The organism is Agrobacterium albertimagni AOL15, assembly GCF_000300855.1.
Lineage (GTDB): Bacteria > Pseudomonadota > Alphaproteobacteria > Rhizobiales > Rhizobiaceae > Allorhizobium > Allorhizobium albertimagni.
Genome location: NZ_ALJF01000004.1, coordinates 187,341 through 208,978, shown reverse-complemented (window position 1 = coordinate 208,978; position 21,638 = coordinate 187,341). Strand labels below are relative to the sequence as shown.

Below are 21,638 nucleotides of genomic sequence, written 5' to 3'. Positions count from 1 at the left end.
CTCATTGCAGCGCCTACCGAATCTGCATCGCCTGCCCTGCTATCGAGGCCACGATCACTAAAAACACCGCGCCGATCAGTATCAGTTCTCAGCGCATTTGACTTCGACTCAGGCCGGCAGCAAGACTAGCTGCTCATCGAGATGGTCAGCAACGCATTGGCTGAAAACTCCGACGTGCAGGCCGCTCTTGAGTGGCTGAACGCTGGCGCGTCCCAGCCCAACGAGGCGGGCGAGCGCGTACCCCGGCCGCCGCAGGGCGCCGGCTCATGGGAAGACTTCTTCGAGCGCAAGATTTCTCGCTAGAGGTCGGGATGTAATGCACGGATGCAAACTCACAAAGCAAAAGGATCGGTCGCGCTCTTCACGTCTGGTGTTACGGCAAATGGATCCGCAGGTTGCGGCGCTGGCTGCTGCGTGGATGAATAAGCTTTCACTGCATCTTGGCAATTCAGCATCTCACTCACAGCTCGCGCAGAACCTCTCAGTTGGAGCGTCGCAATAGACCGGCCTTGAAACGTCGCATTCATGGTGTGTTTGCGCGCGAACTCGGCAGCGAAATCCATATCCGTCGTATGGACTGTCAGCCAGTTTATGTTGCTAAACTCCATGCCGCTCGCAACAGCATTCCACGGCGTCTCTCGATCAAACGTTATGACGACTGGATAATCCTTGCCCGGCTCAAGTGACTTCCAGTTCTGGTTCCCCAGGGCAATGTAAATGGCGCCCTGAGACCCGGTGAAATTGAAACCGAGGCGAAGCACCGTCCCATCTTCATAGATTGTACTGACGTAACAAGCATTCCCCAGAGTGGGATCCATCATCACAACCCAACCGCCAACCTCTTTCCACGGTATAGCATCCGTTGGAAACGCCGGAGTGGCAGCAAGCAGGACGGCAACGCTGACAATTGGAAAACGCTTCATGATACCCTCACCCAAGTAGAGGCGGCATTACCGCATGATTGCGCGCCCAAGTCGAGTGGGCCGGTCCGCTAGTTGCACCAATTGATCTTCTTCCCCTTTCGCCACTCTCTGGCGAAACCTTCGCGGATAAGCTCTTTTCCGATCTCTCGGCCATTCGGGAGATAGACATTTACCAGCGGACGACCGTAACGATCCTTGCCTTTGGCTTCGATCCGTAGGGTTTTGCCCTTGATCATCTCTGAGAGCCGAAACTTAGCAAGCTGCGCCATTTTCCGCTCTTTGTCGCACTTCGCGTAGCTGCCCATCTCGGGTGTGTCGACGCCGCGAACATTCACTACGCCTTCGCCCAAGAGACGCATGTTTTGGCCGTCGCATTTGAGGGTATCGCCATCGACGACTGAAAGCGCCGCGCAGATTATCAGTGCTGAGATCATTTCTTCTCCGTTACGCCCACCCCAACAGCTTCGCTATCGTCGCGGCTGTGGATGCAATAGCGGACAGGATGAGCATTGCGAGCAGCGCGATCAGTAGCCAGTCTTTCAAGGCTCGAGCTTCCGCTGATCGAGTTGGATCAGTTGGTCGTCAGGGAGTGGTCGTTGCAACGCCTTTGCCTCGCTCCAGGGCGCCGACAGCCACATCTCGACGTCGGCGCTCTCACGCAGGATGACGGGCATAGCCTTGGGATGGATCGGCCCGACCACGCCGTTGGGCTCCGTCGTCAGGAACCCAAACAGGTCGTCGCGTGTCAGCCCGTCCTTCACCTTCCTCACGCTCTCCCACTGCGAAACCCAGATCCCCGCGAAAAACATCAGCGGCTCGCTCTCGTCGCCGGCAAACCAGGCGTTCGGGGTCGCGCCACCTTCCGGCTTCGAAGCAGGATCGGGCTCGGCAAATCGCGTAATCGGCACAACGCAGCGGTTCTCTACGCTCAGCCACCGTTTCCAATGGGAACTGTTCGTGTTGCGAATGTTGGTGGTGCCGCGGTCAGGCTCATGCTTCAGCAGATGATCAAAATCGACCGGCTTGCCCTTCTCCCGCAGCTTGTCGGCTCGCTTGGAGGCAGCGTCAAAGAGTGCCTTCTGCGAAGACGGCATACCCCAGCGCACCATCACCGCTTCTCGCTCGCCGCCGTTGTTGCGGACGATCGGCGCCATCTGATCCGGGTAGACGTTCAGTGAAGGCTCCAGATTGCCCAGGCGGTCGATCGCCTTGGTGAAGGCCCGGATTGCCTCCTGGTTGGTGGTGATGTTGTAGAGGTTGCACATATTGGGCCTTCCTCAATAGCCGAAACTTTGCGGGGCAGCGACAACGCAGACGCCTAGCCAAAGCGTTGGCATATCGTTTTCAATCCAATGGCGAACTGATGAACGCAAGGAAGTGATCCCCTGCGGTAGTTGTCCGCTTGACCAAGAAGGTCCCGCTAGAGCCCATCCCCTTCAAGTTGCCGTCGAACAACCCTTCTCTGCCCAAGTCGCTCAACACGATTTCAAATAGGTCGTTGGGGATCTCTTCAGTACTGATTTCTGCACGGATGATGTGCTCTTGGGCGCCCATACTCATACGGCCGGACATCTCGACGCATTGCGGGTAGTCGGCTGGAGCCGCCAAGACGGACAAAACCCTCAGATGAGGCTTCGAAAGGACATCAAGCAGTCCCATAAAGCGCCCGCGAAGAGTTTCCTCGACCGTCTGACCGAGAGCGATGTTTAGCACCGCATTCAGAAGCGCTTTGCGCTTGTATTCCTTCCCGGACTTCAAAGCCAAGTGAGACGCTTCATAGACAGCGCTCACGAAGTCTTCATTGTCTGACAGCGTCGACGGGTCGAATTCTTCGAACCTCTCTTGCAGCTCAAGCAAGCCCCGGCCAACCTCCTCGAACCACTGCTCCCGCCGCTTTTGCAGGGGTTCTCCGATGAAGTGTGAGACCATCTGCTGAAGAGCATAGCCAGCGCCAGGAAGCGCTACGTCGGCAGCTCCCAGGGTCGTTTGAGCAACGTGGTAGGCAAGGCTCCTATCATCATCCTTAGGAAAGTCTGGAACTTTGTTGGCCACTTGCCGCCTTCCCTTCGCCAGCCGTCACTGTCTTATTGGCAACCCTTGCTCTTCAAGGTGTTCTCGATCGCCTGGACCTTGCCCTTTGCCACCGCGACCTGGCCTTCCTTGTCACCGCCGACTGCCGAGGACATTGGTACGCCGATCAGGAACACGCCGACTGCGTCGCCGGTGGCCGCTTCATTTTGGGCCTTCGACACCGCCGCGAGGTTCTGTTGTTCTTTGATGAGCTCATTCCCAAGCTGCTGGCAGCTCTGGCCCTGATACACGGCCATCGGGATATCGACTGGCACAATTGCGTCCGGTCGCTTGGCGCAGGATGAGAGAGCGGCAAGTGTTGCCGCAGCGACGACGTATTTCTTCATGGTGCTCCCCAGCATGGTTTCCAGGCAGCAAGCTATCCGCGCGAAGCTCAGAAAGAAAGAGTTGTCTTGCTTTCCCACACATACCTTAGGCTGAGGAACGGTTTCAGAAACTGCGGGCAGCAGATGGCTGATCTCCTTGTCTATTCGGCGTAATTCACGTAAGATTTTCGTGCTGGTAAACAGCGGAAAGTCGAGCAGTCCGCACCACCGCTTCTATGAAGCAGAGTTCAACTCCTTCGCCATTCCCTCGCCTTAAGACGCGAGCTTCGCGAAGTTGTTCATGTGGTGCGACTTATGCCTTCGCCAATCTATTACGAGCGGGCCTACAACTTTGCTCCCGGTGTCCCAGGCCTCCAGGTCAATAACGAGCTTAATAGCGTTGAGCGGTCCGTGAATGGCACCATCGATGCGCTCAAGGACGTCCGGCGGGACGACGGCGCACTGAAGAATGGGATCGTCACGGTCGACAGCCTATCGCCTGCGGTGAAGGCCATTCTCGGGTCCACTACCTATCTCTCGACAGTCGCGCTCAACATCGCTGCAATCGTCACGGTCGCAGAGCTCGCCGAAGACATCCCGCCGCTGGCGACACGCGTTCTCCCGACAGGCGGGAGCGCTGGTCAGGTTCCTATCAAGGCATCATCCGCAGAAGGCGACAGCGCCTGGGGCTACCTGCCTGGCGGCGGTGACATGCTCATCTCGGTCTACGACCCGCAGTCCATCGAGGCCGATGCTTTCGCTCGCCAGAACCACACCGGAACACAGGCGATCTCCACGATTGCGGGCCTTCAGGATGCGCTCGCTGACCTGATCGCAAACGCGCCTTGGTTCGCTTGCGGCGTTGGTAGTCTCTACGAGGTGGACGATACAAAGACCGGCGCCGCTATTCCTCCCACCAACGACGCTCGCTTTCGCTTCGTGAAGCTCACAGCCGGACTGACCGGCTCGGGCGGGTACAATCAAGGATGCCTCGCTTCTGAGAGTGTCAGCGGCTCCGCGCCCCTGGTCGTAGCGACGGCCAGCATCGCCCTGACCGGCAGCCCGATGCTCGGGCAGACGATCAATCTCATCAACACGGAACGCCGCTTTCTTCGAGCTGGCACGCCCGGCGCTACCGAGAACGATCAGTTGCAGGATCACAATCACCGCGTCGAAGCAGCCATCGCCAGCGGGAGCGCTACGACGACCCTCTCGCGCGGCAACGCCGAGAACACAGGCGTACCCTTTCTTGGGATCTCGCAGACGTTCGGTGCGCGCGTCGGGACAGAGACACGCCCCAAGAACATCGGCGTCAGCTATTACATGAGGATCAAATAGGATGCCCTACGCAAATAACGGCACGATCAGCCAGAGCTTCATCGAAGGCGGCACCAGGATCAGCCAGAAGCAATACGAGGCCGCCCTTGCCGGCATGCTCGATGGACTGGAAGTCACGATCGACGGCGGCTTTGCCATCCGCCCGGCTCAGCCTTCTGAGCACCACGTTTGGGAAAACGGCGAGTGGGTGGACCGCACACCAACACCGGAGCCCCAACCGATCACGGGAGCGGACGTGGACGCCGAACATGATCGTCGCGCAATCCGCGGGAAGGTATTCGACCTGGCGGGCTACGGGAGTTTGCCGCTCGAAGGATCTCTCCGAACCCAGACGGTGCTGCTTGCCCTCAAAGACACGGCGCGCGATCTCCAGGAGGCTGGGGTCGCCGCGCCCGTTTTATTCCTCACCGATCGCGACAACGGCGACCATTATCTGACGCCAGTCCAGGTGATCGAACTGGTCAACGCCGGCAAAGCCTTCATGCAAGTCCTGCACGAGGCCAAGCGAGCGCTGAAGGCGGTAGACCCGATCCCGGCCAACTACGATGAGGACAGTTACTGGCCTTAGGTCAGCGTGCTCCTTGACTGCAGAGGGCTCTTAAACGTCAGATGAGAATGAGTAGTCACCGCCGCTCGCGAACTCGCTTAATGGGTGGAGGACGGCATTGAATATGACTGCCCTATCGATCTGAGGTGGGCAGCAATCTCTTCAACGAGATGGTCGCGCTCGCCGTACTTCATTCGGATCTGACGCAAGACGGGCTGAACATTTGAGCACGCCGGCTCGGGCAGATCTGCGTCACCGACAATCCAGCCGTTGGCCACTGCAATCGGACGGCAGCCGGTTGCCATAACTTCATCGATGAAGGCGGGGATATCGTCAGGGTTCATCTGTTTCACGGCAGCACTCCCTAGCACAAGCCTACCATTGTGACGCCGCGAAACTCACGCGCAACCCTTGGATTTAAGGGTGTTCACAATCGACCGGACCGCGCCCTATGGTCAAAGTCTGCGTGTGCCCTGAGGGGGTCTCAACTCACCTCGGTTCTTCTATGTGAACCAGTACTTTCAGAGAGCAGATCTCTGAGGGCTCTGAGCCGTCCATTCCGAGTCTCAGGGTCAAAAAGCCTGGGCCCTTGACTTGCAGTTGCAAACCGCTCGGACTGAGAACAAGTGCGGCGTCATCCCCTCCCTGAAGCGAAAGAATATCGTCACCAAGTACTTGCGGGTCGCTTCCATCATCGGGATGAAAGGTCATCATGAGCCGGGCCTCGTGCTCGCCTGGCTCCAGTTCTGTGATGAGTACGAAATTACTTATATTCTTACTGGAAGGATCAGGATCGACGTAAATCACGCCCGGATATACACCGATTACAATGAAGGTTCCGGTTTCATCGCGCCGAACGTCGTCACAGAATAGCGCTTGGATTTTCATCGCCAATTTACCCGGGACACTGCTGAACGCGTTGCTTTGCGAACAAGCTCTTTTCTGTTCACATAGGTGACATTTACGTGCTCTGGTCGCTCAACAAAACATGAAGCGCCACGCATATTGGCTACGGCTTCCTCAGCGGCAACGAAAGAGCCAGCTTTCAGCAAGCTTCCGTCTATGGCGAAAAGAAGCTCAGCGACGGTATCGATGGTCCAGTTTCCCGGAGCACCAAGCAGCCTACTGACTTGAGCAGGATCCTTGTTCAGTCGTTTTGCAAGCGTCGCTTTGGTAACACCCGACTCGACGCAGTTCCGCACGACGAGGTCGTATAGTTCTTGCCGCGCGGATTCGCTCGCGTAGGCAATTGCCCGACGCGAGATTTCGCTATCGCCTTCAGGTCTAGCCAGCATCGAAGTGTTTTGAGACATAGGATTCAATCTTCTCAGATACGATCGGTAGGTGTTTCGGAAAAAGTGCATCCCACACTTTCCTGCACCTAGTTACTTCAGCCTTGAAATCACAGTCTTGCCTAGGAGACCACGTTAAGAGCACGATGACGTCGACCGCAGCGAACGAGCCAAAAATTCTAACCGCCGGGTTGGGGTCCGTGATGCGAAAATCAACGATGCCGTCGCCCACCGGATCAACTCTCGCGATAAGGCTCGTGCTCTTCTTGTTGTGCGGATCCATACCAACGGTGACATAACTCCCGTTGCAGAAGCGATCCAACACTGAGCCAGCGCGTGCCGATACTGTGTCGAACTTAACGTCAACGGTGCCATCCCAATCTATGAAGCTCCTCGCTTCGCCACCTAGGAAAACATGTCTCTCAACTACGAAAGACCGTCTTTCCGGGACGTGCAGCTTCAGGCTCCCTGCTTTGCAGTGTTGCTCAATCTCTGACTGGATTGACATATAAGTCAATAACCCTGGGTTAACAACCGGAAGCTAGATTAAGATTTTGTCACCCAGCTTCAAAGAGAGTGTGCTCTGGCCAGGAGGTTATATCACCACAAGGTTTTTCAACTTAAGCCTTATCTGTCAACCGAGACGTGAGATCCGCATGCTTTCGCGCTCCCGGAGCGCGCGACTCGGCGCAACGAAGCAGGGCCCTTAAGCAGAGGAAGCGAGGTTTGCAGCTTGACTACAATAGTGCATAGCGCACCTGATCCCGTTTGGCGTCGGCGCATCGTTTAACGTACAGCCGTTGCCGCGGGCGATTCGGTTAAGCAGATCCGGCATCACCGCGTCACGTCCGACACGCGCAATCATCGCGTCACCATCGTAGCGGCGCCGGATCTCGCATTTCAGGCACTCGACGTGGATCTTGCGGCCGGCGAACTCGGACAGGGTCCGGGCTCCCTTGAAAGCATGCATGGGCGGTCACTCATGGGCCGCCGCATATGGCCCGGTTATTCGTTGATGTCGCCGCCGGGCTTTCTATCGCTCGACAAGCTCCGGGGCGCAAGTGGCTCCATTCACGAAGCCTGTTTTGCCCGCTTCATATCAACCACGTTGCCGGACTTCTTCGGCTCGCAGAAGTTGGCCCAAGCCGCCATGAGCTTGCGCCGCTTCTCCAGCGCGTCACTGCGCCTATAGGCCCGTTCGGTCTGATCGCCGACGACATGAGCCAGCGCAGCTTCTGCAACGTCCCTAGGAAACGCCGTTTCGTTGCCGCTCCAATCGCGGAAAGACGAACGGAAGCCGTGCACAGTGACATCGACCTTCATCCGGCGCAGGATCATGTCCATGGCCATAATTGACAGCGGGCGCCCTTCCTTCTGGCCTGGGAACACATAGGCGTCAGGCTCGGCGCCTAGATTGGCGAGTTCCGTCAGGATCTCGACAGCCCGAGGCGTCAGCGGAACGCGATGCTCCCGCCCGGCCTTCATCCGCGCGGCGGGAATGGTCCACAACGCTGCCTTGAGGTCGATCTCTCGCCACGTTGCGCCGAATGTCTCGCCGGTTCGCGCCGCCGTCAGGATCGTGAATTCGAGGGCTCTCGCTGCCATCGCTTCGCGCTCCCGCAGATCAGCAATGAACGCCGGAACGTCTTCATACGGCATTGCGGCATGGTGGCCGCGTGACAGCTTCTTGCGCTTCGGGAGCAGGTTCGCCAGATGCCCGCGCCAGAGGGCCGGGTTCGGTTCGGAGCGGTGGCCCTTCGCCTTGGCCGCATCCAATACCCGTTCAATGCGCCCGCGCAGTCGGGCGGCCGTCTCTGGCTTCGTGAGCCAGATCGGCTTCAGCACCTCCAGCACGTCAACCGTCGAGATCTCGTCTACCCGTTTCGACCGCAGCGGCTCGGCGTAGACCTTCAGTGTCATCTTCCATTGGTCGAGGTGCTTCGCATTCCTGAACTGCGGCCCCATGGCGTCGATGAAATCGTCCGCTTCCTCGCCGAACGTGGGAACGGCAACTGGAACTGTGTTTTTTGCTGCGATCGGATCAACGCCGGCCTGAAGGTTCGCCCGCGCCTCGCTGGCAAGTTCCCGAGCCCGAGCAAGCGTGACGGCCTTCAGGCCGCCCAGACCCATCTCGCGCAGTGTCCCATCCCGCCGGTACAGGAAGACCCAACGCTTCGCGCCGCTCTTGTCGACAACCAGGTAAAGCCCGCCGCCGTCGCCGTGCCGGCCCGGCTTGGTGATCGCAGTCACGCCGCGGGCGCTGAGTTTGTTCAGTGCGAGAGCCATATCTACCCCAACAGTTACCCTAACAGATGACTGCAATTCTATGGGGCAGCATGACACATGTCGATACGGGTGAAATGCTAAAATGCTGGAATAAAGCGGCAAAATGCGACGATCTGGGACGCTATGAAATGGCAGTATGACGGACACCCTGTCCGCCATTCTTCCCAATCTCCGTTCGGCTACATGACGCCATTCACCCCAATGGCGCCGTGCCGGCAGCTCCCTTTGCATTCTCGGCTTCCGAAACATTCTGCTTCACCGCGATGAAACTGTCCGGTGTGACCGAGATGCTGTCGATGCCGCACTCCACGAGGAACTTGGCAAATTCCGGATGGTCGCTCGGGGCCTGGCCACAAATGCCGATCCGGGCGCCGGCAGCCTTGGCTTCGCCGATCACGCTGCGGATCATCCATTTGACCGCATCGTCTTGTTCGTCGAAGAGATCGGCAAGCTCGCCGGAATCGCGGTCGACCCCAAGTGTCAGCTGGGTCAGGTCGTTCGATCCAATCGAGAACCCATCGAAGTGTCGGGCGAACTGCTTGGCAAGGATGACGTTCGAAGGGATCTCGCACATGACGAAGACCTGCAACTCGCTCTCGCCGCGTTTCAATCCGTTTTCGGCCATCACGTCCAGCACCTTTTCGGCCTCCGCAACGGAGCGGCAGAAGGGGATCATCACCACGACATTCTTGAAGCCAAGTTCGTTGCGCAGCTTGCGGATTGCCTTGCATTCCAGCGCAAATCCGTCCCGGTATCGCGGCGAATAGTATCGCGAGGCACCGCGAAAACCGATCATCGGGTTTTCCTCGGTCGGCTCGAACGCCGCGCCGCCAAGAAGCCCCGCATATTCATTGGTCTTGAAATCGCTCATCCGGACGATGACCGGTTGCGGGTAGAAGGCCGCTGCGATCCTCGCCAGTCCTTCGGCGAGCTTGTCGACGAAGTAGGCGGACTTGTCGGCATAGCCCGCCGTCAGCTCGGCGATTTCGGCCTTGGCGCTTTGATCGGTCAGGCTGTCGAAATTCACCAGTGCCATGGGATGGATGCGAATGGCGTTGCTGATGACGAATTCCATGCGTGCCAGCCCCACGCCATCCGCCGGCAGCCGCCACCAGCGGAATGCGGCCCCCGGATTGGCGAGGTTCAGCATTACCTTCGTCTTCGTCGCCGGAATGTCCTCCATGTCGAGTGTTTGCACCTCGTAGTCGGCGCGGCCTTCATAGATCGACGCCTCGTCGCCCTCGGCGCAGGATACGGTGATCTCCTGGCCGGAATGCAGGATCTGGGTTGCCGTCCCCGTTCCGACGACGGCCGGCAGTCCGAGCTCCCGGCTGACGATGGCGGCATGCGATGTGCGGCCGCCATGGTCGGTCACGATGGCCGCCGCCCGCTTCATGATCGGAACCCAGTCGGGGTCGGTCGTCGACGTCACCAGGATCGATCCGTCGACGAATTGTCCGATGTCGCGGGCATTCTCGATCAGGCAGACTTGGCCGGAAACGACGGCGTCGCCGATCGACAGGCCCTTCACCAGCGTCTTGCCCTTGCTCTTGATCTTGTAGGAACTGAACACTGCCGTTTCGCGGTTCGACTGGACCGTTTCCGGTCGGGCCTGGACGATATAGAGGCGCTGGCTGTGACCGTCACGGGCCCATTCCATATCCATGGCGCAGCCGTAATGGCGTTCGATGGTCGTCGCCCAACGTGCCAGTGTCAGGATCTCGGCGTCTGATAGCACATAGGCGGCGCGCTCCGCTTTCGACGTCGGCACGTTGCGCGTCGGCTGCTCGGCAGAGCCATAGACCATCTTGATGGTTTTGCTGCCGCACTTCTTCGAAATGATTGGACTGAGAGCGGGATCGTTGAGGAGCGGCTTGAAGACCTGATATTCGTCCGGGTCGACGGCGCCCTGAACGACGTTTTCACCGAGCCCCCAGGCGGCATCGATCAGGACGACCTTGTCGAACCCCGTTTCCGTATCGATCGAGAACATGACGCCCGATCCGCCGATGTCGGAACGCACCATTTGCTGGATCCCGACAGACAGCGCGACCTTCATATGGTCGAAGCCTTTCGTCTGGCGATAGGAGATCGCCCGGTCGGTAAACAGCGAGGCAAAGCAGCGCTTGCAGGCCTGCAGGAGTTCCGTCTCCCCGACGATGTTGAGAAAGGTCTCCTGCTGTCCTGCAAAGCTCGCATCCGGAAGGTCTTCCGCCGTGGCGCTGGATCGGACGGCGACGCTGACGTCGGGCTGACCGGCGCGGTCGGCAAGGCCGCGATAGGCCTCGATGATGGCGGCGGCCGTGGCGGCCGGCCAGTCTGCCCTGAGGAACAGTTGGCGGATGGCCGCCCCCGTCTCGGAAAGGCTTGCCTTGCCGGCTGTCCAGTCGGCGATCGATTTGCCGATCGATTCGCGGATCTGATTTTCGTCGATGAAATGCCAGTAGGCATCGGAAGTGGTCGCAAAGCCCGGCGGAACGTCGACGCCGTGGCGACCTAACTCCTGGATCATTTCGCCGAGCGAGGAATTCTTGCCGCCAACCTTGGCGACATCCGAGCGCTTGAGGTCATCAAACCAGACGACATGAGCGGTTACGTGATGCATGCCTACCTCCTCCAGTGACGGGCTGCCCGAAGCGAACCCGGGGGAAGGCTATCGGCAAAGCGCCGACTGGCGGTTGACACACATCAATAGCGGCCAGCATTCGTTGCCGGAGCGTTTCGCCCGGCCTCGGAGAGTTCCTCGATTTTCCGAGCGCTCAAAGATCGGTGCTACGCAGATATCCAAGCACGGCGTCGGCGATCATCGACTTGTGACGGTCGTAGAGGTCCGGTTCGGAGAGGTCGCGCTTGAAGATCGTGCCGAAGGTATAGCGGTTCGAGACGCGAAAGAAGCAGAAGGCGCTGATCAGCATGTGCAGATCGATCGCGTCGACTGGGCGCCGGAACAGGCCGCTCTTCAGGCCGCGGTCGATGATGTCCTGCAGCGTGCGAATGACGGAGATGTTGAGATCGGCAATCTCGCTCGATCGCTTCATGTGCATCGCATGATGGATGTTCTCGATACTGACGAGCCGCACGAAATCGGGATTGTCTTCGTCATGGTCGAAGGTCGTGCTGATCAACCGGCGCAAGGCTTCGTCGGGCTCCAGTTCCGACAGCTGCAGGTCCGCTTCGAGCGATCGAATCTTGCGATAGGCCTTTTCCAGCACCGCCAGATACAGCCCCTCCTTGCTGCCGTAGTAGTAATAGATCATCCGCTTGGACGTGCGCGTCTTCTCGGCGATCTGATCCACCCGTGCGCCCGACAGTCCGAATTCGGCGAACTCCTCCGTTGCGACATCCAGGATGTCTTCCCGCGTCCGCTCAGGGTCGTTCCTGCGCGTTTCCCTCGCCGTTTTCGCCATAGTCTCCATCCCCGATCGCGATTGCGGCCATTGCCGACGCACCGCGCTTTCAGTTCATAGTGGTCTCGGCCCCGCGCTTCAAGCTGGCCTCGGTTGACACTAACTAGTTAGTACATTATTGTTGCTGTCAGGTTGGGAGGCCGGAAGCATGGACGAGATCCAGGCTTCGACATAGGGAGGCAGTTATGACGCAAAAGCGCGATATCTTGCGCGCCGGACTGATAGGGTTCGGCATTCAGCGCTCGCTGACCCCTGCCATGCACATGCGCGAAGGCGAGGCCCAGGGCGTCGACTATCGCTATGAACTAATCGACCTCAACGAACGCAAGCTCGGCCCCGATGATCTCGATGCGCTTGTCGCCGAGGCCGAGGAGCGAGGCTTTTGCGGCCTCAACATCACCTATCCCTGCAAGCAGAAGATCCTGCCCTTGCTGACCGACATCTCCGAGGACGCGCGCAAGCTCGGCGCGGTCAATACGGTGATCTTGCGAGACGGCAAGCGCATAGGCCACAACACCGACTGGTGGGGATTTGCGCAAGGGCTTAGCCGACAGCTGCCTGACGCAGACCTGTCGTCTGTGGTTCAGATCGGTGCTGGCGGCGCCGGTGCGGCGACGGCCTATGCCGTGCTCGAAATGGGCGCGCGGTCACTCGCGGTGTTCGACATCGATCCGGAAAAGGCATTGGAACTTGCGTCGCTCATGGCGCGACATTTCCCGGAAGCATCGGTCACTGTCGCCTCAGATCTGCAGGCTGTCATCGGTCACGCCACCGGGCTCGTCCACGCGACGCCGATCGGAATGGACAAGCACCCCGGCATGCCCTTGCCGGCAGAACTGTTGCACCCGGGCCTCTGGGTCGCCGAGGTGGTCTATTTCCCCTTGGAGACGGCGCTGCTGCAGGCCGCCCGTCAGCGCGGATGTCGCGTGGCGAACGGCGGCGGCATGGCCGTTTTCCAGGCGGTCGGCGCGTTTTCCTTGTTTACGGGCCTGGAGCCCGATGTCGGTCGCATGCTTCGCCATTTCGAGGCTTTGACTGAAGCGGGCGTCACACGCCAGCCTCAGACGGCTTGAGGCGGAGAGTGCATCTGGAGTGGCAGGCGTCAGGTGCTGACAGCCTGGCTAAGTTGGAAACGATTTGCCCTAAAGGGCGGGGAGGAGGAAGACATGTCCGGCATAATCGACATCTTGAACTCCCAGGCTGTGCGCGACGCGTCGCTGCCTAATGCTCCAACTCCTTGCATGCAATCCGCTCTGCTGGCTGTTCCCACCTGTGAGAGGAGGCCCGCATGAAGACCTCGATTGCGACCGTCTCCATCAGTGGGGAGTTCGAGGAAAAGCTCGCCGCCATCGCGCGGGCCGGCTTCGATGCCGTCGAGATCTTCGAGAACGACTTCCTAGCCTTCGACCGTTCGCCGGCCGAGGTCGGGCAGATGGTTCGTGATCACGGGCTTGCCGTCTCGCTCTTCCAGCCGTTTCGCGACTTCGAAGGCATGCCGGAACCGTTCCGCTCTCGCAATTTCGACCGTGCCGAGCGCAAATTCGATCTGATGGCCGAACTGGGCACCGATCTGATGCTGATCTGCTCGAACGCCTCTCCGGTCGCGCTGGGCGGGATCGACCGCGCCGCCGAGGATTTCCGTGCGCTCGGCGAGCGTGCCGCCCGCCGCGGCTTGCGGGTGGGCTATGAGGCGCTCGCCTGGGGTCGGCATATCAACGACCATCGTGACGCCTGGGAGATCGTGCGCCGCGCCGATCATCCCAGCATCGGGCTGATCCTCGACAGCTTCCACACCTTGTCGCGCAAGATCGAGTTGAATTCGATCCGCTCTATTCCTGGAGATCGCATCTTCATCGTCCAGCTCGCGGATGCGCCGCTGATCGAGATGGATCTCCTTTATTGGTCGCGCCACTTCCGCAACATGCCGGGCGAGGGTGACTTGGCCGTCACCGCCTTCATGCAGGCCGTCGCGGCCACCGGGTATAACGGCTATCTGTCACTGGAAATTTTCAACGACCAGTTTCGTGGCGGCTCACCGGACGCGATCTCGCGCGATGGGCGTCGTTCGCTGGTCAACCTCATGGATCAGGTGGCGCGGGCCGAACCGAAGATCAATATACCGGTGCCGGCCATGCCCGATCGCGCCAAGGTGACCGACGTCGCCTTCATCGAATTCGCGGCCGGTGAGGACGAGGAGCGCGAACTCGAGGCACTTTTCACGCTTCTCGGTTTCGTGCCCACAGCCCGGCATCGTTCAAAGGCCGTGACCCTTTATCGCCAGGGTGACATCAATCTCGTCATCAACAGGGAAGCGAAGGGTTTCGCCAACGCCTCCTATCTCGTCCATGGGGCCAATGCCTATGCTTTCGGGCTCATGGTTAATGACGCAGCAGAGGCGCACAGGCGCGCGCTTCAACTCGGCGCCGAGGATTTCCGCCAGCCCGTCGGTCCGGGCGAGCTGCAGGTGCCGGCGATACGGGGCGTCGGCGGGGGTCTCGTCTACTTCCTCGACCAAAAGAGTGAACTTGCGCGGATATTCGACGTCGAGTTCACGCCTCTCGACGAAACGCCGGAGAGCACCGTCAACATCGGCCTGACGCGGGTAGACCACATCGCCCAGACGACGCGCTACGAAGAGATGCTGACCTGGCTACTCTTTTACACGTCGCAGCTCGATGCCCGGAAGACGCCCATGGTCGACATCATCGATCCGGCTGGCCTCGTCAGAAGCCAGGTGGTGGAAACACCGGACGGGCGCCTGCGAATCACCCTGAACGGCGCTGAAAACCGCAACACGCTGGCCGGCCGTTTCATCGCCGAGACCTTCGGCTCGGGCATCCAGCACATCGCCTTCGAGACGGACGACATCTTCGCCACCGCAGAGGCGCTTGCCGCCAAGGGTTTCCGATCCCTCGTGATCTCGCCGAATTACTACGACGACATCGAAGCCCGCTTCGGTCTCGATCCCGATCTCGTCGAGCGGATGAAATCGGCGAACATCCTCTATGATCAGGATGAAGCGGGGGAGTATTTCCAGCTCTACTCGCCAACCTATGGCGAGGGTTTCTTCTTCGAAATCGTCGAGCGTCGGGGCTATCGTGGCTATGGAGCGCCGAATGCGATCTTCCGCATCGCTGCCCTCAAGCGCCATCTGCGTCCGAAGGGGATGCCGAAATGAGCGCCCAGATCAATCATGCGGCCGGTCGCAGCCTTTCAAATCGCCACCGTGCCACCGAGCGCAATCGTCAGCGACTGGTCAATATGGCGCGACAGAGACGCGGCCGCTGCCTCAGTGGCACCCTCCATCAGCGGGGTGAGGAAGGCCAGGTGTTCGGAGATCACCCGCTTGGCGTTGTCCCGGGTCACGCGCACTCGGGTTTGTGCCGTCATCCGGATCTTGATCGCCGTGACGCGGTAGACATTGGCGATCAGGCTGTTTTCCATGGCATCGACCATGTCGGCATGCATTTGCCAGTCATAGACCTGCAACTCGCGCAGGAACGCCGGAAGATCGGTGATGTCGTCGCCGCCGAGCCGCTCGCGCGCCTGGATGTGCCAGTCGAGCCAGTTCGCGATCACGGCGCGGTCGAGGCGCTGGATCATGTCCGGGATGGCGCTGAGCTCGATGATGCGGCGCATCTGATACGCCTCCCGCACGAAGGTCACGTCGAGGCTGGGCACCATCAACCCGCGTTGCGGCAGCGTCTGCAAAAGGCCCTCGGCCTCGAGCCGCGGGATGGCTTCGCGGATGGCGCTGAGCGTCAGCCCCGTCGTCTCGACCAGCGCGCGCTGGGAGATGACTTGGCCCGGCTTCAGCCGGCCCCAATTCAGAAGTTCTTCAATTCGACTATAGGCGAGCTGCCTGAGGGAGCTTTCACCTGTCGTCGACATAACTGCCTGCCGGGCGCTCGGTTGGTCTCTCATAGGATCACACTGTCGTTGTTCGGGATTGATAACAGCATACTAACATGTTAGTTCGATATCAGTAAGGCAGGATCTCTGCCATCGGCGCGTTTTGACAGGTTTGGAGGACCGGAAGCGTGCTGGGGCGGAAAAACAACCAGAAGTTCCATAGTCAAACGGGAGGAGACTACGCAATGAAACTCACACTGACCCGCCGCTTCCTGATGGCCTCCGCCATCACCTTCACGGCACTCGCAGCAAGCGGTCCGCTCGCAATCGCCCAGGACAAGCCGGTGATCCGCATGTCCACACCGGCCTCCGAGACCGATCAGCGATCGGTTGCGCTCGCAACCGTCTTCGGCCCCGCGATCGCCGAATTCGCCACCTATCAGCCGCACTACAACGCCTCTCTGGTTCCGCAGGGCTCGGAACTCGAGGCCATTGCATCCGGCGACCTCGAAATGTCGATCACCTCGGCGCAGGAACTTGCAAACTTCCTGCCGGAATTCTCGATCTTCGCCACTGGTTATGTTCACCGCAGCGCCCAGCATCAGGTCAACGTCTTCAGCGACCCGCTGATGGACCCGTTCAAGGAGAAGGTCGAGAGCGAACTCGGCGTGAAGCTCCTCGCCGTCATGTATCTCGGCAAGCGCCACGTGAACCTGCGCTTCCCGCGCTCTGAAAAGAACATCATGACCCCGGCAGATCTCGCTGGCGTCAACCTGCGCATGCCCGGCAGTGACGCCTGGCAGTTCCTTGGTCGCGCCCTTGGTGCAAACCCGACACCGGTGGCCTTCACCGAAATCTACACCGGCCTGCAGACCGGCTCGGTCGATGGTCAGGACAACCCGCTGCCGACGGTCGTCGACGCCAAGTTCTACGAAGTCACCAAGCAGGTGAGCCTGACCGCCCACCTCGTTGACCTGAACTACGTCGCATTCTCCAAGGCCGTATGGGACAAGCTGACGCCGGAGCAGCAGGCGACCGTGCAGAAGGCGGCCGAAGATGCAGCCCAGGCCGGCCGTGAAGGCCAGCTGAAGAAGGAAGATGAACTCGTCGCCTTCCTCAAGGATCAGGGTCTCGAGGTCTACGAGCCCGATCTCAACGCCTTCCGCACCCATGTCCAGGCACAGTATGTCGGTTCCGACTTCGCCAAGGCCTGGCCGGAAGGTGTTCTCGACAAGATCAACGCCATCGCGGACTAAGCGCGACCTGACCTGAACCGGGCCGGAGAGCGATCTCCGGCCCATCGTCGAACATGATGTCCTGTCGAAGGTGATGGTGTGTCTTCTCTAATCAGACTGTTTCGGACCTCGGCCGAGGCCGTGGCTGCCGCGCTGATGGCCGCCATGTTCGCGACCTTCATCCTGCAGGTCCTCGTTCGCTACACGGCGCGCCTCCCCTGGGTCGCCGAGAACATGCCCTTTCTGCAGCCGACCAACTTCGGCTGGACGCTGGAATTCTGTCTCGCCATCTGGGTCTGGCTGATCTTCTGGGGCAACAGCTTCGTCGTCAGGGTCGAGGATCACGTTACCTTCGACGTGCTCTATGTCTCCGTGTCCCCGCGTGTCAGGCGGATCTTCACCATCGTCACCGGCCTTGCCGTCGCGATCGCGCTTCTCTTGTCGGTGGCGCCCACCTGGGATCGCCTCGCCATTCTTCGCCTGAAAAAGACAGCCACCCTCGGTGATCTCTTCGGCGACTGGATCCGCATGCGGGATGTCTACATGATCTACATCGTCTTTCTCGTCGCCGTCGCCGGCCGCTATCTCTGGCAGGTCTGGCAGGCACTGCGCGAAAGCCTTGGAGGCACGGGTGACACCGGACAGACGGGAGGCCAGGCATGAGCATCGCCTTTCTCCTCTGCATCGTCATTCTGCTCGGCCTTGCCGTCATGGGCATGCCCATCGCCTATGCGATCCTTGTCGCCTCCTTCGCCTATCTTGCCGCCAGCGGTCAGAGCATCGGCATCAGCGGCAAGATCCTGCTCGATGGCCTCTATCAGAGCTTCATTCTACTCGCCGTGCCGCTCTTCATCATCGCGGCCAACATCATGAATGCCGGCTCGGTCTCCGATCGGCTGCTGCAGTTCTGCGTCGCCCTTGTCGGCCGTTTCCGCGGTGGCCTCGGCCACGTGAACATTCTCTCCTCGCTCGTCTTTTCCGGGATGTCCGGCTCGGCCATCGCCGATGCCGCCGGCATTGGCAAGATGATCATCGACATGATGGTGAAGTCCGGCCACTACACGCGCGGCTATGCCGCTGCGATCACGGCTGCATCCGCCACCATCGGCCCGATCATCCCGCCGTCTATCCCGATGGTGCTCTATGCCCTCGTGTCCAACACCTCCATCGGCTTCCTCTTCCTCGGCGGCATTGTGCCCGGCCTGATGATGGGGGCCATGCTGATGGCGATGAACGCGTGGATTTCGCACCGTCGCGGCTTTGCCAAGCATGAGCCCGTGCCCCTGCGCGAGTTCCCGGCCCTGACGATCAATGCCGGCCCTGCCTTGATGATGCCGGCGATCCTGCTCTACGGCATTTATGGCGGCGTCACGACGCCGACCGAGGCAGCAGCCGTCGCGGCCTTCTATGCGCTGATCCTCGCCACGATCTTCTACAGGTCGCTCAGCTTCAAGCATTTCTATGAGATCCTGGTCACCAGCGCCCGTTCGTCCGCTGCCGTCGGCCTGATCATCGGCGGCGCGCTCATCCTGAACTACATCGTCGCCTCGGAAAACATTCCGACCGTCGTCGCCAATGCCCTGGTCGACCTCGATGTGCATCCGTTGGTCTTCCTGCTCGGCATCAACCTGCTGCTGCTCGTGCTCGGCTGTTTCCTGGATGCCTCCACGATCATCCTGGTCATCATTCCGCTGTTCATCCCGACATGCCGGGCGCTTGGCATCGATCTCGTGCATTTTGGTGTGGTGGCCGTGGTCAATTGCATGATCGGCCTGATCACACCGCCCTACGGCATCCTGCTCTTCGTCATCAATGCCGTGACGCGCATTCCGCTCGCTGAAATCATCCGAGAGATCTGGCACTTCCTGGCGGCCCTTCTGGTTGCCCTGCTGCTGCTGATCCTCATTCCCGACATCACCCTGATGCTGCCGCGTGCCCTCGGTTATGCCGGCTGATCGCAAATGCCCCTGTTTCGAGGACCGCTTCAATGACGCATAACTTCCACGGGATCGTCCCGGTGATGATCACGCCCTTCGACGACAACAACACGATCGACTGGGATGGCTATGCCAGGCTGATCGAATGGTACATCGACAATGGCTCCCATGGCCTGTTCGCCGTGTGCCAGTCTTCAGAAATGCTGTTTCTGACGCTCAAGGAGCGAACCGAGCTCGCCTCCTTCACCGTCAAACAGGTCAAGGGCCGGGTCCCGGTTGTCGCGTCCGGACATATTTCCGAGAGCATGGACGACCAGAAGGCAGAGCTTCGGGCCATGGCGGAAACGGGTGTCGATGCCGTCGTGCTCGTGACCAACCGCCTGGCGTCTGCCGACGAAGATGCGACCGTCTTCCGCTCTAGGATGCAGGACCTGCTCGGCGCGATCCCGACCGACATGACATTGGGGCTCTATGAGTGCCCCGCACCGTATCGCCGATTGCTGACCGATGATGAGGTCCGCTGGTGCGCCGAGAGCGGTCGCTTCGCCTTCTTGAAGGATGTCTCCTGCGATCTAGCCCACATCCGCCGCAGGCTTGCCTTGGTCGAGAACACGCCGCTCGCAATCAACAATGCCAATGCAGCGATCGCCTGGCCTTTCCTTCAGGCCGGTGGCCACGGCTTTTCCGGTGTCATGAACAACTTCCACCCGGACCTCTATCGCTGGCTCTACGATCACGGCAAAGCCCATCCGGAACTTGCCGCCGAACTCGACACCTTCCTCGTCCTGTCGGCCATGTCCGAGAGCCTCGGCTACCCGAAGCTCGCCAAGCATTTCCATCGCCGCATCGGCACATTCTCGAATGTTCACAGCCGCGCCGTGCCGCATGACATTACGGAACGCCACCGGGCCGTGGAGATCATTCTGGATCATATCGTGACGGGTGCGGACCGCTTCCGCTCGAAAATCGCGAAAGCCTGATCTGGCTTTCGCCAATCTCAGGCCGGTGCGGTGCTCAAGGCCGAACGTTTGCGGCTGAGGTAACGTCCCTCTGCTGCGCGAACGATGGATCCTTGATCCATCACAGTCTTGCCGCGGACCAGCAGGCGCACCGGCCAACCCGTCACCGCAAGCCCTTCATAGGGCGTGTAGTCTGCCCCGTGTTGCAACATCTCATTGGTCAGGGTGAGCTGCTTCTTCGGGTCCCACAGCGCGATGTCGGCATCTGAGCCGATCGCGATCGTGCCCTTCTGCGGATACATGCCGTAGAGCTTGGCGTGGTTGGTCGACGTCACCGCAACGAAGCGGTTGATATCGATCCGCCCCTTCATCACCCCTTCGGAAAACAGAATGGGAAGGCGCGTTGCCACGCCCGGTATGCCGTTCGGGATCCAGCGGAAATGCCGCTTGCCCTTCTCGTTCAGCTTGCCCTCCGGATCATCGAAACGAAACGGGCAATGATCGGACGAGAAGAGGTCGAAGACGCCCTGTTCGAGACCTTCCCAGCAGGCATCCTGGCTCGGCTTGTCACGCGGCGGCGGCGAGCAGACGAATTTTGCGCCGTCGAGACCCTCGAGGTCGAGATCATCAGCCGTCAGCATCAGATATTGCGGGCAGGTCTCGCCGGCGATCTTCTGTCCGCGCTGGCGGGCGCGGCGGATTTCCTCCATCGCCTCGCGGTTTGAGACATGGACGATGACGATGGGTACGTCGACGATTTCGGCGAGCGACAGCGCCCGGTGGGTCGCTTCGCGCTCGGCCGCCACCGGGCGGGTTGTGGCATGGTATTTCGGGGCGAATTTGCCCTCTTCCTCGTGCCGGCCGATCAAGTAGCGGATCGCGTCCTCGTTTTCGCAATGGACCATGACCAGCGCACCGGTGCGCCTTGCCGTATCGAGCGTGGCCAGAATCTCGTCGTCACGCAGACGCAGTCCCTCATAGGTCATGAAGACCTTGAGCGAGGTATAGCCATCTTCGACAAGCGCCGGCAGTTCCTGGCCGAGAACTTCTGCCGTCGGATCGGTCACGACGAGGTGGAAGGACACGTCGATATGACATTTCCCCTCGGCCTTGCCGTGATAGACCTTGAGCGCCTCGCGAAGTGACTGACCCTTTTCCTGCATGCAGAAGGCGAGCACGCTGCTGTTGCCGCCGATCGCAGCCGACCGCGTGCCGCTGTCGAAATCATCAGCCATGACGATGCCCTCACCGGACGGCTGGTCGAGATGCACATGGCTGTCGATCCCGCCGGGGAGGACGAAGAGCCCCGTCGCATCGATCACCTCGTCGGCATCCGTCAGATCGGTTGCCAGCGCCACGATCCGCCCGTTTTTGATGCCGACATCGCTGACAAAGGTATCGCTCGCTGTCACCACCGTTCCGTTGCGGATCACCGTGTCGAAATGCATGGGGCTCGTCCTTCTCAG

Annotated in this window: 22 protein-coding genes; 8 read left to right on the top strand and 14 right to left on the bottom strand. The window is 60.0% G+C overall.

What is annotated here, in order from left to right; translation table 11 throughout:
* Positions 1-332: 332 nt before the first annotated feature.
* The 5 genes from QWE_RS05805 to QWE_RS05785 form a co-directional block, all read right to left on the bottom strand.
* Entirely contained in the window at positions 333-923 is a 591-nt protein-coding gene (locus QWE_RS05805; protein WP_100220852.1) for a hypothetical protein, read from the bottom strand.
* 68 nt (positions 924-991) lie between these two features.
* Entirely contained in the window at positions 992-1,357 is a 366-nt protein-coding gene (locus tag QWE_RS05800) for a thermonuclease family protein (RefSeq protein ID WP_006725161.1), read from the bottom strand.
* A 105-nt stretch (positions 1,358-1,462) separates the two neighbouring features.
* Positions 1,463-2,188 carry an SOS response-associated peptidase gene (locus QWE_RS05795; protein WP_006725160.1) on the bottom strand — a complete coding sequence of 242 codons (726 nt, stop codon included), beginning with the start codon at positions 2,186-2,188 and terminating at the stop codon, positions 1,463-1,465.
* Between the two features lie 79 nt (positions 2,189-2,267).
* Positions 2,268-2,975: a hypothetical protein gene (locus QWE_RS05790; protein ID WP_006725159.1), complete on the bottom strand. Its 708-nt coding sequence runs from the start codon at positions 2,973-2,975 to the stop codon at positions 2,268-2,270.
* Between the two features lie 32 nt (positions 2,976-3,007).
* Positions 3,008-3,340, bottom strand: coding sequence for a hypothetical protein (locus QWE_RS05785; RefSeq protein ID WP_006725158.1), 333 nt, complete (start codon positions 3,338-3,340; stop codon positions 3,008-3,010).
* Between the two features lie 390 nt (positions 3,341-3,730).
* Here QWE_RS05785 and QWE_RS05780 point away from each other — a divergent pair, with 390 nt between their 5' ends.
* Together QWE_RS05780 and QWE_RS05775 are read left to right on the top strand one after the other, a co-directional pair.
* A complete protein-coding gene (locus QWE_RS05780) occupies positions 3,731-4,657 on the top strand; it encodes a hypothetical protein (RefSeq protein ID WP_006725157.1) in 927 nt (308 codons plus the stop codon).
* 1 nt (position 4,658) lies between these two features.
* On the top strand, positions 4,659-5,225 hold the full coding sequence (locus tag QWE_RS05775; protein ID WP_006725156.1) for a DUF4376 domain-containing protein: 567 nt from the start codon (positions 4,659-4,661) through the stop codon (positions 5,223-5,225).
* A 77-nt stretch (positions 5,226-5,302) separates the two neighbouring features.
* On the opposite strand, the gene QWE_RS05770 is transcribed toward QWE_RS05775, so the two are convergent.
* From QWE_RS05770 to QWE_RS05740, 7 genes are all read right to left on the bottom strand, one after another.
* A complete protein-coding gene (locus QWE_RS05770; protein WP_006725155.1) occupies positions 5,303-5,557 on the bottom strand; it encodes a hypothetical protein in 255 nt (84 codons plus the stop codon).
* Positions 5,558-5,693: 136 nt separating this feature from the next.
* Positions 5,694-6,092, bottom strand: coding sequence for a hypothetical protein (locus tag QWE_RS05765; RefSeq protein ID WP_006725154.1), 399 nt, complete (start codon positions 6,090-6,092; stop codon positions 5,694-5,696).
* The gene (locus QWE_RS25215) at positions 6,089-6,517 is read right to left on the bottom strand and encodes a hypothetical protein (protein WP_157790676.1); all 429 of its coding nucleotides are present in this window, start codon (positions 6,515-6,517) and stop codon (positions 6,089-6,091) included. The genes QWE_RS05765 and QWE_RS25215 overlap by 4 nt, the downstream gene beginning before the upstream one ends.
* The gene (locus QWE_RS05760; protein ID WP_006725153.1) at positions 6,489-7,004 is read right to left on the bottom strand and encodes a hypothetical protein; all 516 of its coding nucleotides are present in this window, start codon (positions 7,002-7,004) and stop codon (positions 6,489-6,491) included. The genes QWE_RS25215 and QWE_RS05760 overlap by 29 nt, the downstream gene beginning before the upstream one ends.
* Positions 7,005-7,567: 563 nt before the next feature.
* On the bottom strand, positions 7,568-8,782 hold the full coding sequence (locus tag QWE_RS05750; protein ID WP_006725151.1) for a tyrosine-type recombinase/integrase: 1,215 nt from the start codon (positions 8,780-8,782) through the stop codon (positions 7,568-7,570).
* Positions 8,783-8,975: 193 nt separating this feature from the next.
* Positions 8,976-11,387 (bottom strand): phosphoenolpyruvate synthase, encoded by a 2,412-nt coding sequence (gene ppsA, locus QWE_RS05745; RefSeq protein ID WP_006725150.1) that lies wholly within the window; start codon positions 11,385-11,387, stop codon positions 8,976-8,978.
* A gap of 154 nt (positions 11,388-11,541) precedes the next feature.
* Positions 11,542-12,189: a TetR/AcrR family transcriptional regulator gene (locus tag QWE_RS05740; RefSeq protein ID WP_006725149.1), complete on the bottom strand. Its 648-nt coding sequence runs from the start codon at positions 12,187-12,189 to the stop codon at positions 11,542-11,544.
* A gap of 185 nt (positions 12,190-12,374) precedes the next feature.
* Between QWE_RS05740 and QWE_RS05735 the strand changes: the two genes are divergently transcribed.
* Positions 12,375-13,262, top strand: a complete 888-nt coding sequence (locus tag QWE_RS05735) for a shikimate dehydrogenase (RefSeq protein WP_006725148.1) — start codon at positions 12,375-12,377, stop codon at positions 13,260-13,262.
* 215 nt (positions 13,263-13,477) lie between these two features.
* Entirely contained in the window at positions 13,478-15,367 is a 1,890-nt protein-coding gene (locus QWE_RS05730) for a bifunctional sugar phosphate isomerase/epimerase/4-hydroxyphenylpyruvate dioxygenase family protein (protein ID WP_006725147.1), read from the top strand.
* Between the two features lie 35 nt (positions 15,368-15,402).
* Here the strand turns inward: QWE_RS05730 and QWE_RS05725 are convergent, their stop codons facing one another.
* The gene (locus tag QWE_RS05725) at positions 15,403-16,080 is read right to left on the bottom strand and encodes a GntR family transcriptional regulator (RefSeq protein WP_006725146.1); all 678 of its coding nucleotides are present in this window, start codon (positions 16,078-16,080) and stop codon (positions 15,403-15,405) included.
* Between the two features lie 206 nt (positions 16,081-16,286).
* Here QWE_RS05725 and dctP point away from each other — a divergent pair, with 206 nt between their 5' ends.
* From dctP to QWE_RS05705, 4 genes are all read left to right on the top strand, one after another.
* Positions 16,287-17,297 (top strand): TRAP transporter substrate-binding protein DctP, encoded by a 1,011-nt coding sequence (gene dctP, locus QWE_RS05720; protein ID WP_006725145.1) that lies wholly within the window; start codon positions 16,287-16,289, stop codon positions 17,295-17,297.
* 78 nt (positions 17,298-17,375) lie between these two features.
* Positions 17,376-17,939 carry a TRAP transporter small permease gene (locus QWE_RS05715; RefSeq protein WP_006725144.1) on the top strand — a complete coding sequence of 188 codons (564 nt, stop codon included), beginning with the start codon at positions 17,376-17,378 and terminating at the stop codon, positions 17,937-17,939.
* On the top strand, positions 17,936-19,231 hold the full coding sequence (locus QWE_RS05710) for a TRAP transporter large permease (protein WP_006725143.1): 1,296 nt from the start codon (positions 17,936-17,938) through the stop codon (positions 19,229-19,231). The genes QWE_RS05715 and QWE_RS05710 overlap by 4 nt, the downstream gene beginning before the upstream one ends.
* A 32-nt stretch (positions 19,232-19,263) precedes the next feature.
* Positions 19,264-20,193 carry a dihydrodipicolinate synthase family protein gene (locus QWE_RS05705; RefSeq protein WP_006725142.1) on the top strand — a complete coding sequence of 310 codons (930 nt, stop codon included), beginning with the start codon at positions 19,264-19,266 and terminating at the stop codon, positions 20,191-20,193.
* Between the two features lie 17 nt (positions 20,194-20,210).
* On the opposite strand, the gene hydA is transcribed toward QWE_RS05705, so the two are convergent.
* Positions 20,211-21,620, bottom strand: coding sequence for a dihydropyrimidinase (hydA, locus tag QWE_RS05700; protein WP_006725141.1), 1,410 nt, complete (start codon positions 21,618-21,620; stop codon positions 20,211-20,213).
* Positions 21,621-21,638: the final 18 nt, after the last annotated feature.

Excerpts from the sequence above, each read along its gene's own strand:
- QWE_RS05775 (WP_006725156.1), top strand. The coding sequence starts at position 4,659 with ATGCCCTACGCAAATAACGGCACGATCAGCCAGAGCTTCATCGAAGGC.
- QWE_RS05725 (WP_006725146.1), bottom strand. The coding sequence starts at position 16,080 with ATGTCGACGACAGGTGAAAGCTCCCTCAGGCAGCTCGCCTATAGTCGA.
- QWE_RS05785 (WP_006725158.1), bottom strand. The coding sequence starts at position 3,340 with ATGAAGAAATACGTCGTCGCTGCGGCAACACTTGCCGCTCTCTCATCC.
- dctP (WP_006725145.1), top strand. The coding sequence starts at position 16,287 with ATGAAACTCACACTGACCCGCCGCTTCCTGATGGCCTCCGCCATCACC.
- QWE_RS05735 (WP_006725148.1), top strand. The coding sequence starts at position 12,375 with ATGACGCAAAAGCGCGATATCTTGCGCGCCGGACTGATAGGGTTCGGC.
- ppsA (WP_006725150.1), bottom strand. The coding sequence starts at position 11,387 with ATGCATCACGTAACCGCTCATGTCGTCTGGTTTGATGACCTCAAGCGC.
- QWE_RS05765 (WP_006725154.1), bottom strand. The coding sequence starts at position 6,092 with ATGAAAATCCAAGCGCTATTCTGTGACGACGTTCGGCGCGATGAAACC.
- hydA (WP_006725141.1), bottom strand. The coding sequence starts at position 21,620 with ATGCATTTCGACACGGTGATCCGCAACGGAACGGTGGTGACAGCGAGC.
- QWE_RS05710 (WP_006725143.1), top strand. The coding sequence starts at position 17,936 with ATGAGCATCGCCTTTCTCCTCTGCATCGTCATTCTGCTCGGCCTTGCC.
- QWE_RS05740 (WP_006725149.1), bottom strand. The coding sequence starts at position 12,189 with ATGGCGAAAACGGCGAGGGAAACGCGCAGGAACGACCCTGAGCGGACG.
- QWE_RS05705 (WP_006725142.1), top strand. The coding sequence starts at position 19,264 with ATGACGCATAACTTCCACGGGATCGTCCCGGTGATGATCACGCCCTTC.
- QWE_RS05760 (WP_006725153.1), bottom strand. The coding sequence starts at position 7,004 with ATGTCAATCCAGTCAGAGATTGAGCAACACTGCAAAGCAGGGAGCCTG.
- QWE_RS05730 (WP_006725147.1), top strand. The coding sequence starts at position 13,478 with ATGAAGACCTCGATTGCGACCGTCTCCATCAGTGGGGAGTTCGAGGAA.
- QWE_RS05795 (WP_006725160.1), bottom strand. The coding sequence starts at position 2,188 with ATGTGCAACCTCTACAACATCACCACCAACCAGGAGGCAATCCGGGCC.
- QWE_RS05805 (WP_100220852.1), bottom strand. The coding sequence starts at position 923 with ATGAAGCGTTTTCCAATTGTCAGCGTTGCCGTCCTGCTTGCTGCCACT.
- QWE_RS05750 (WP_006725151.1), bottom strand. The coding sequence starts at position 8,782 with ATGGCTCTCGCACTGAACAAACTCAGCGCCCGCGGCGTGACTGCGATC.
- QWE_RS05800 (WP_006725161.1), bottom strand. The coding sequence starts at position 1,357 with ATGATCTCAGCACTGATAATCTGCGCGGCGCTTTCAGTCGTCGATGGC.
- QWE_RS25215 (WP_157790676.1), bottom strand. The coding sequence starts at position 6,517 with ATGTCTCAAAACACTTCGATGCTGGCTAGACCTGAAGGCGATAGCGAA.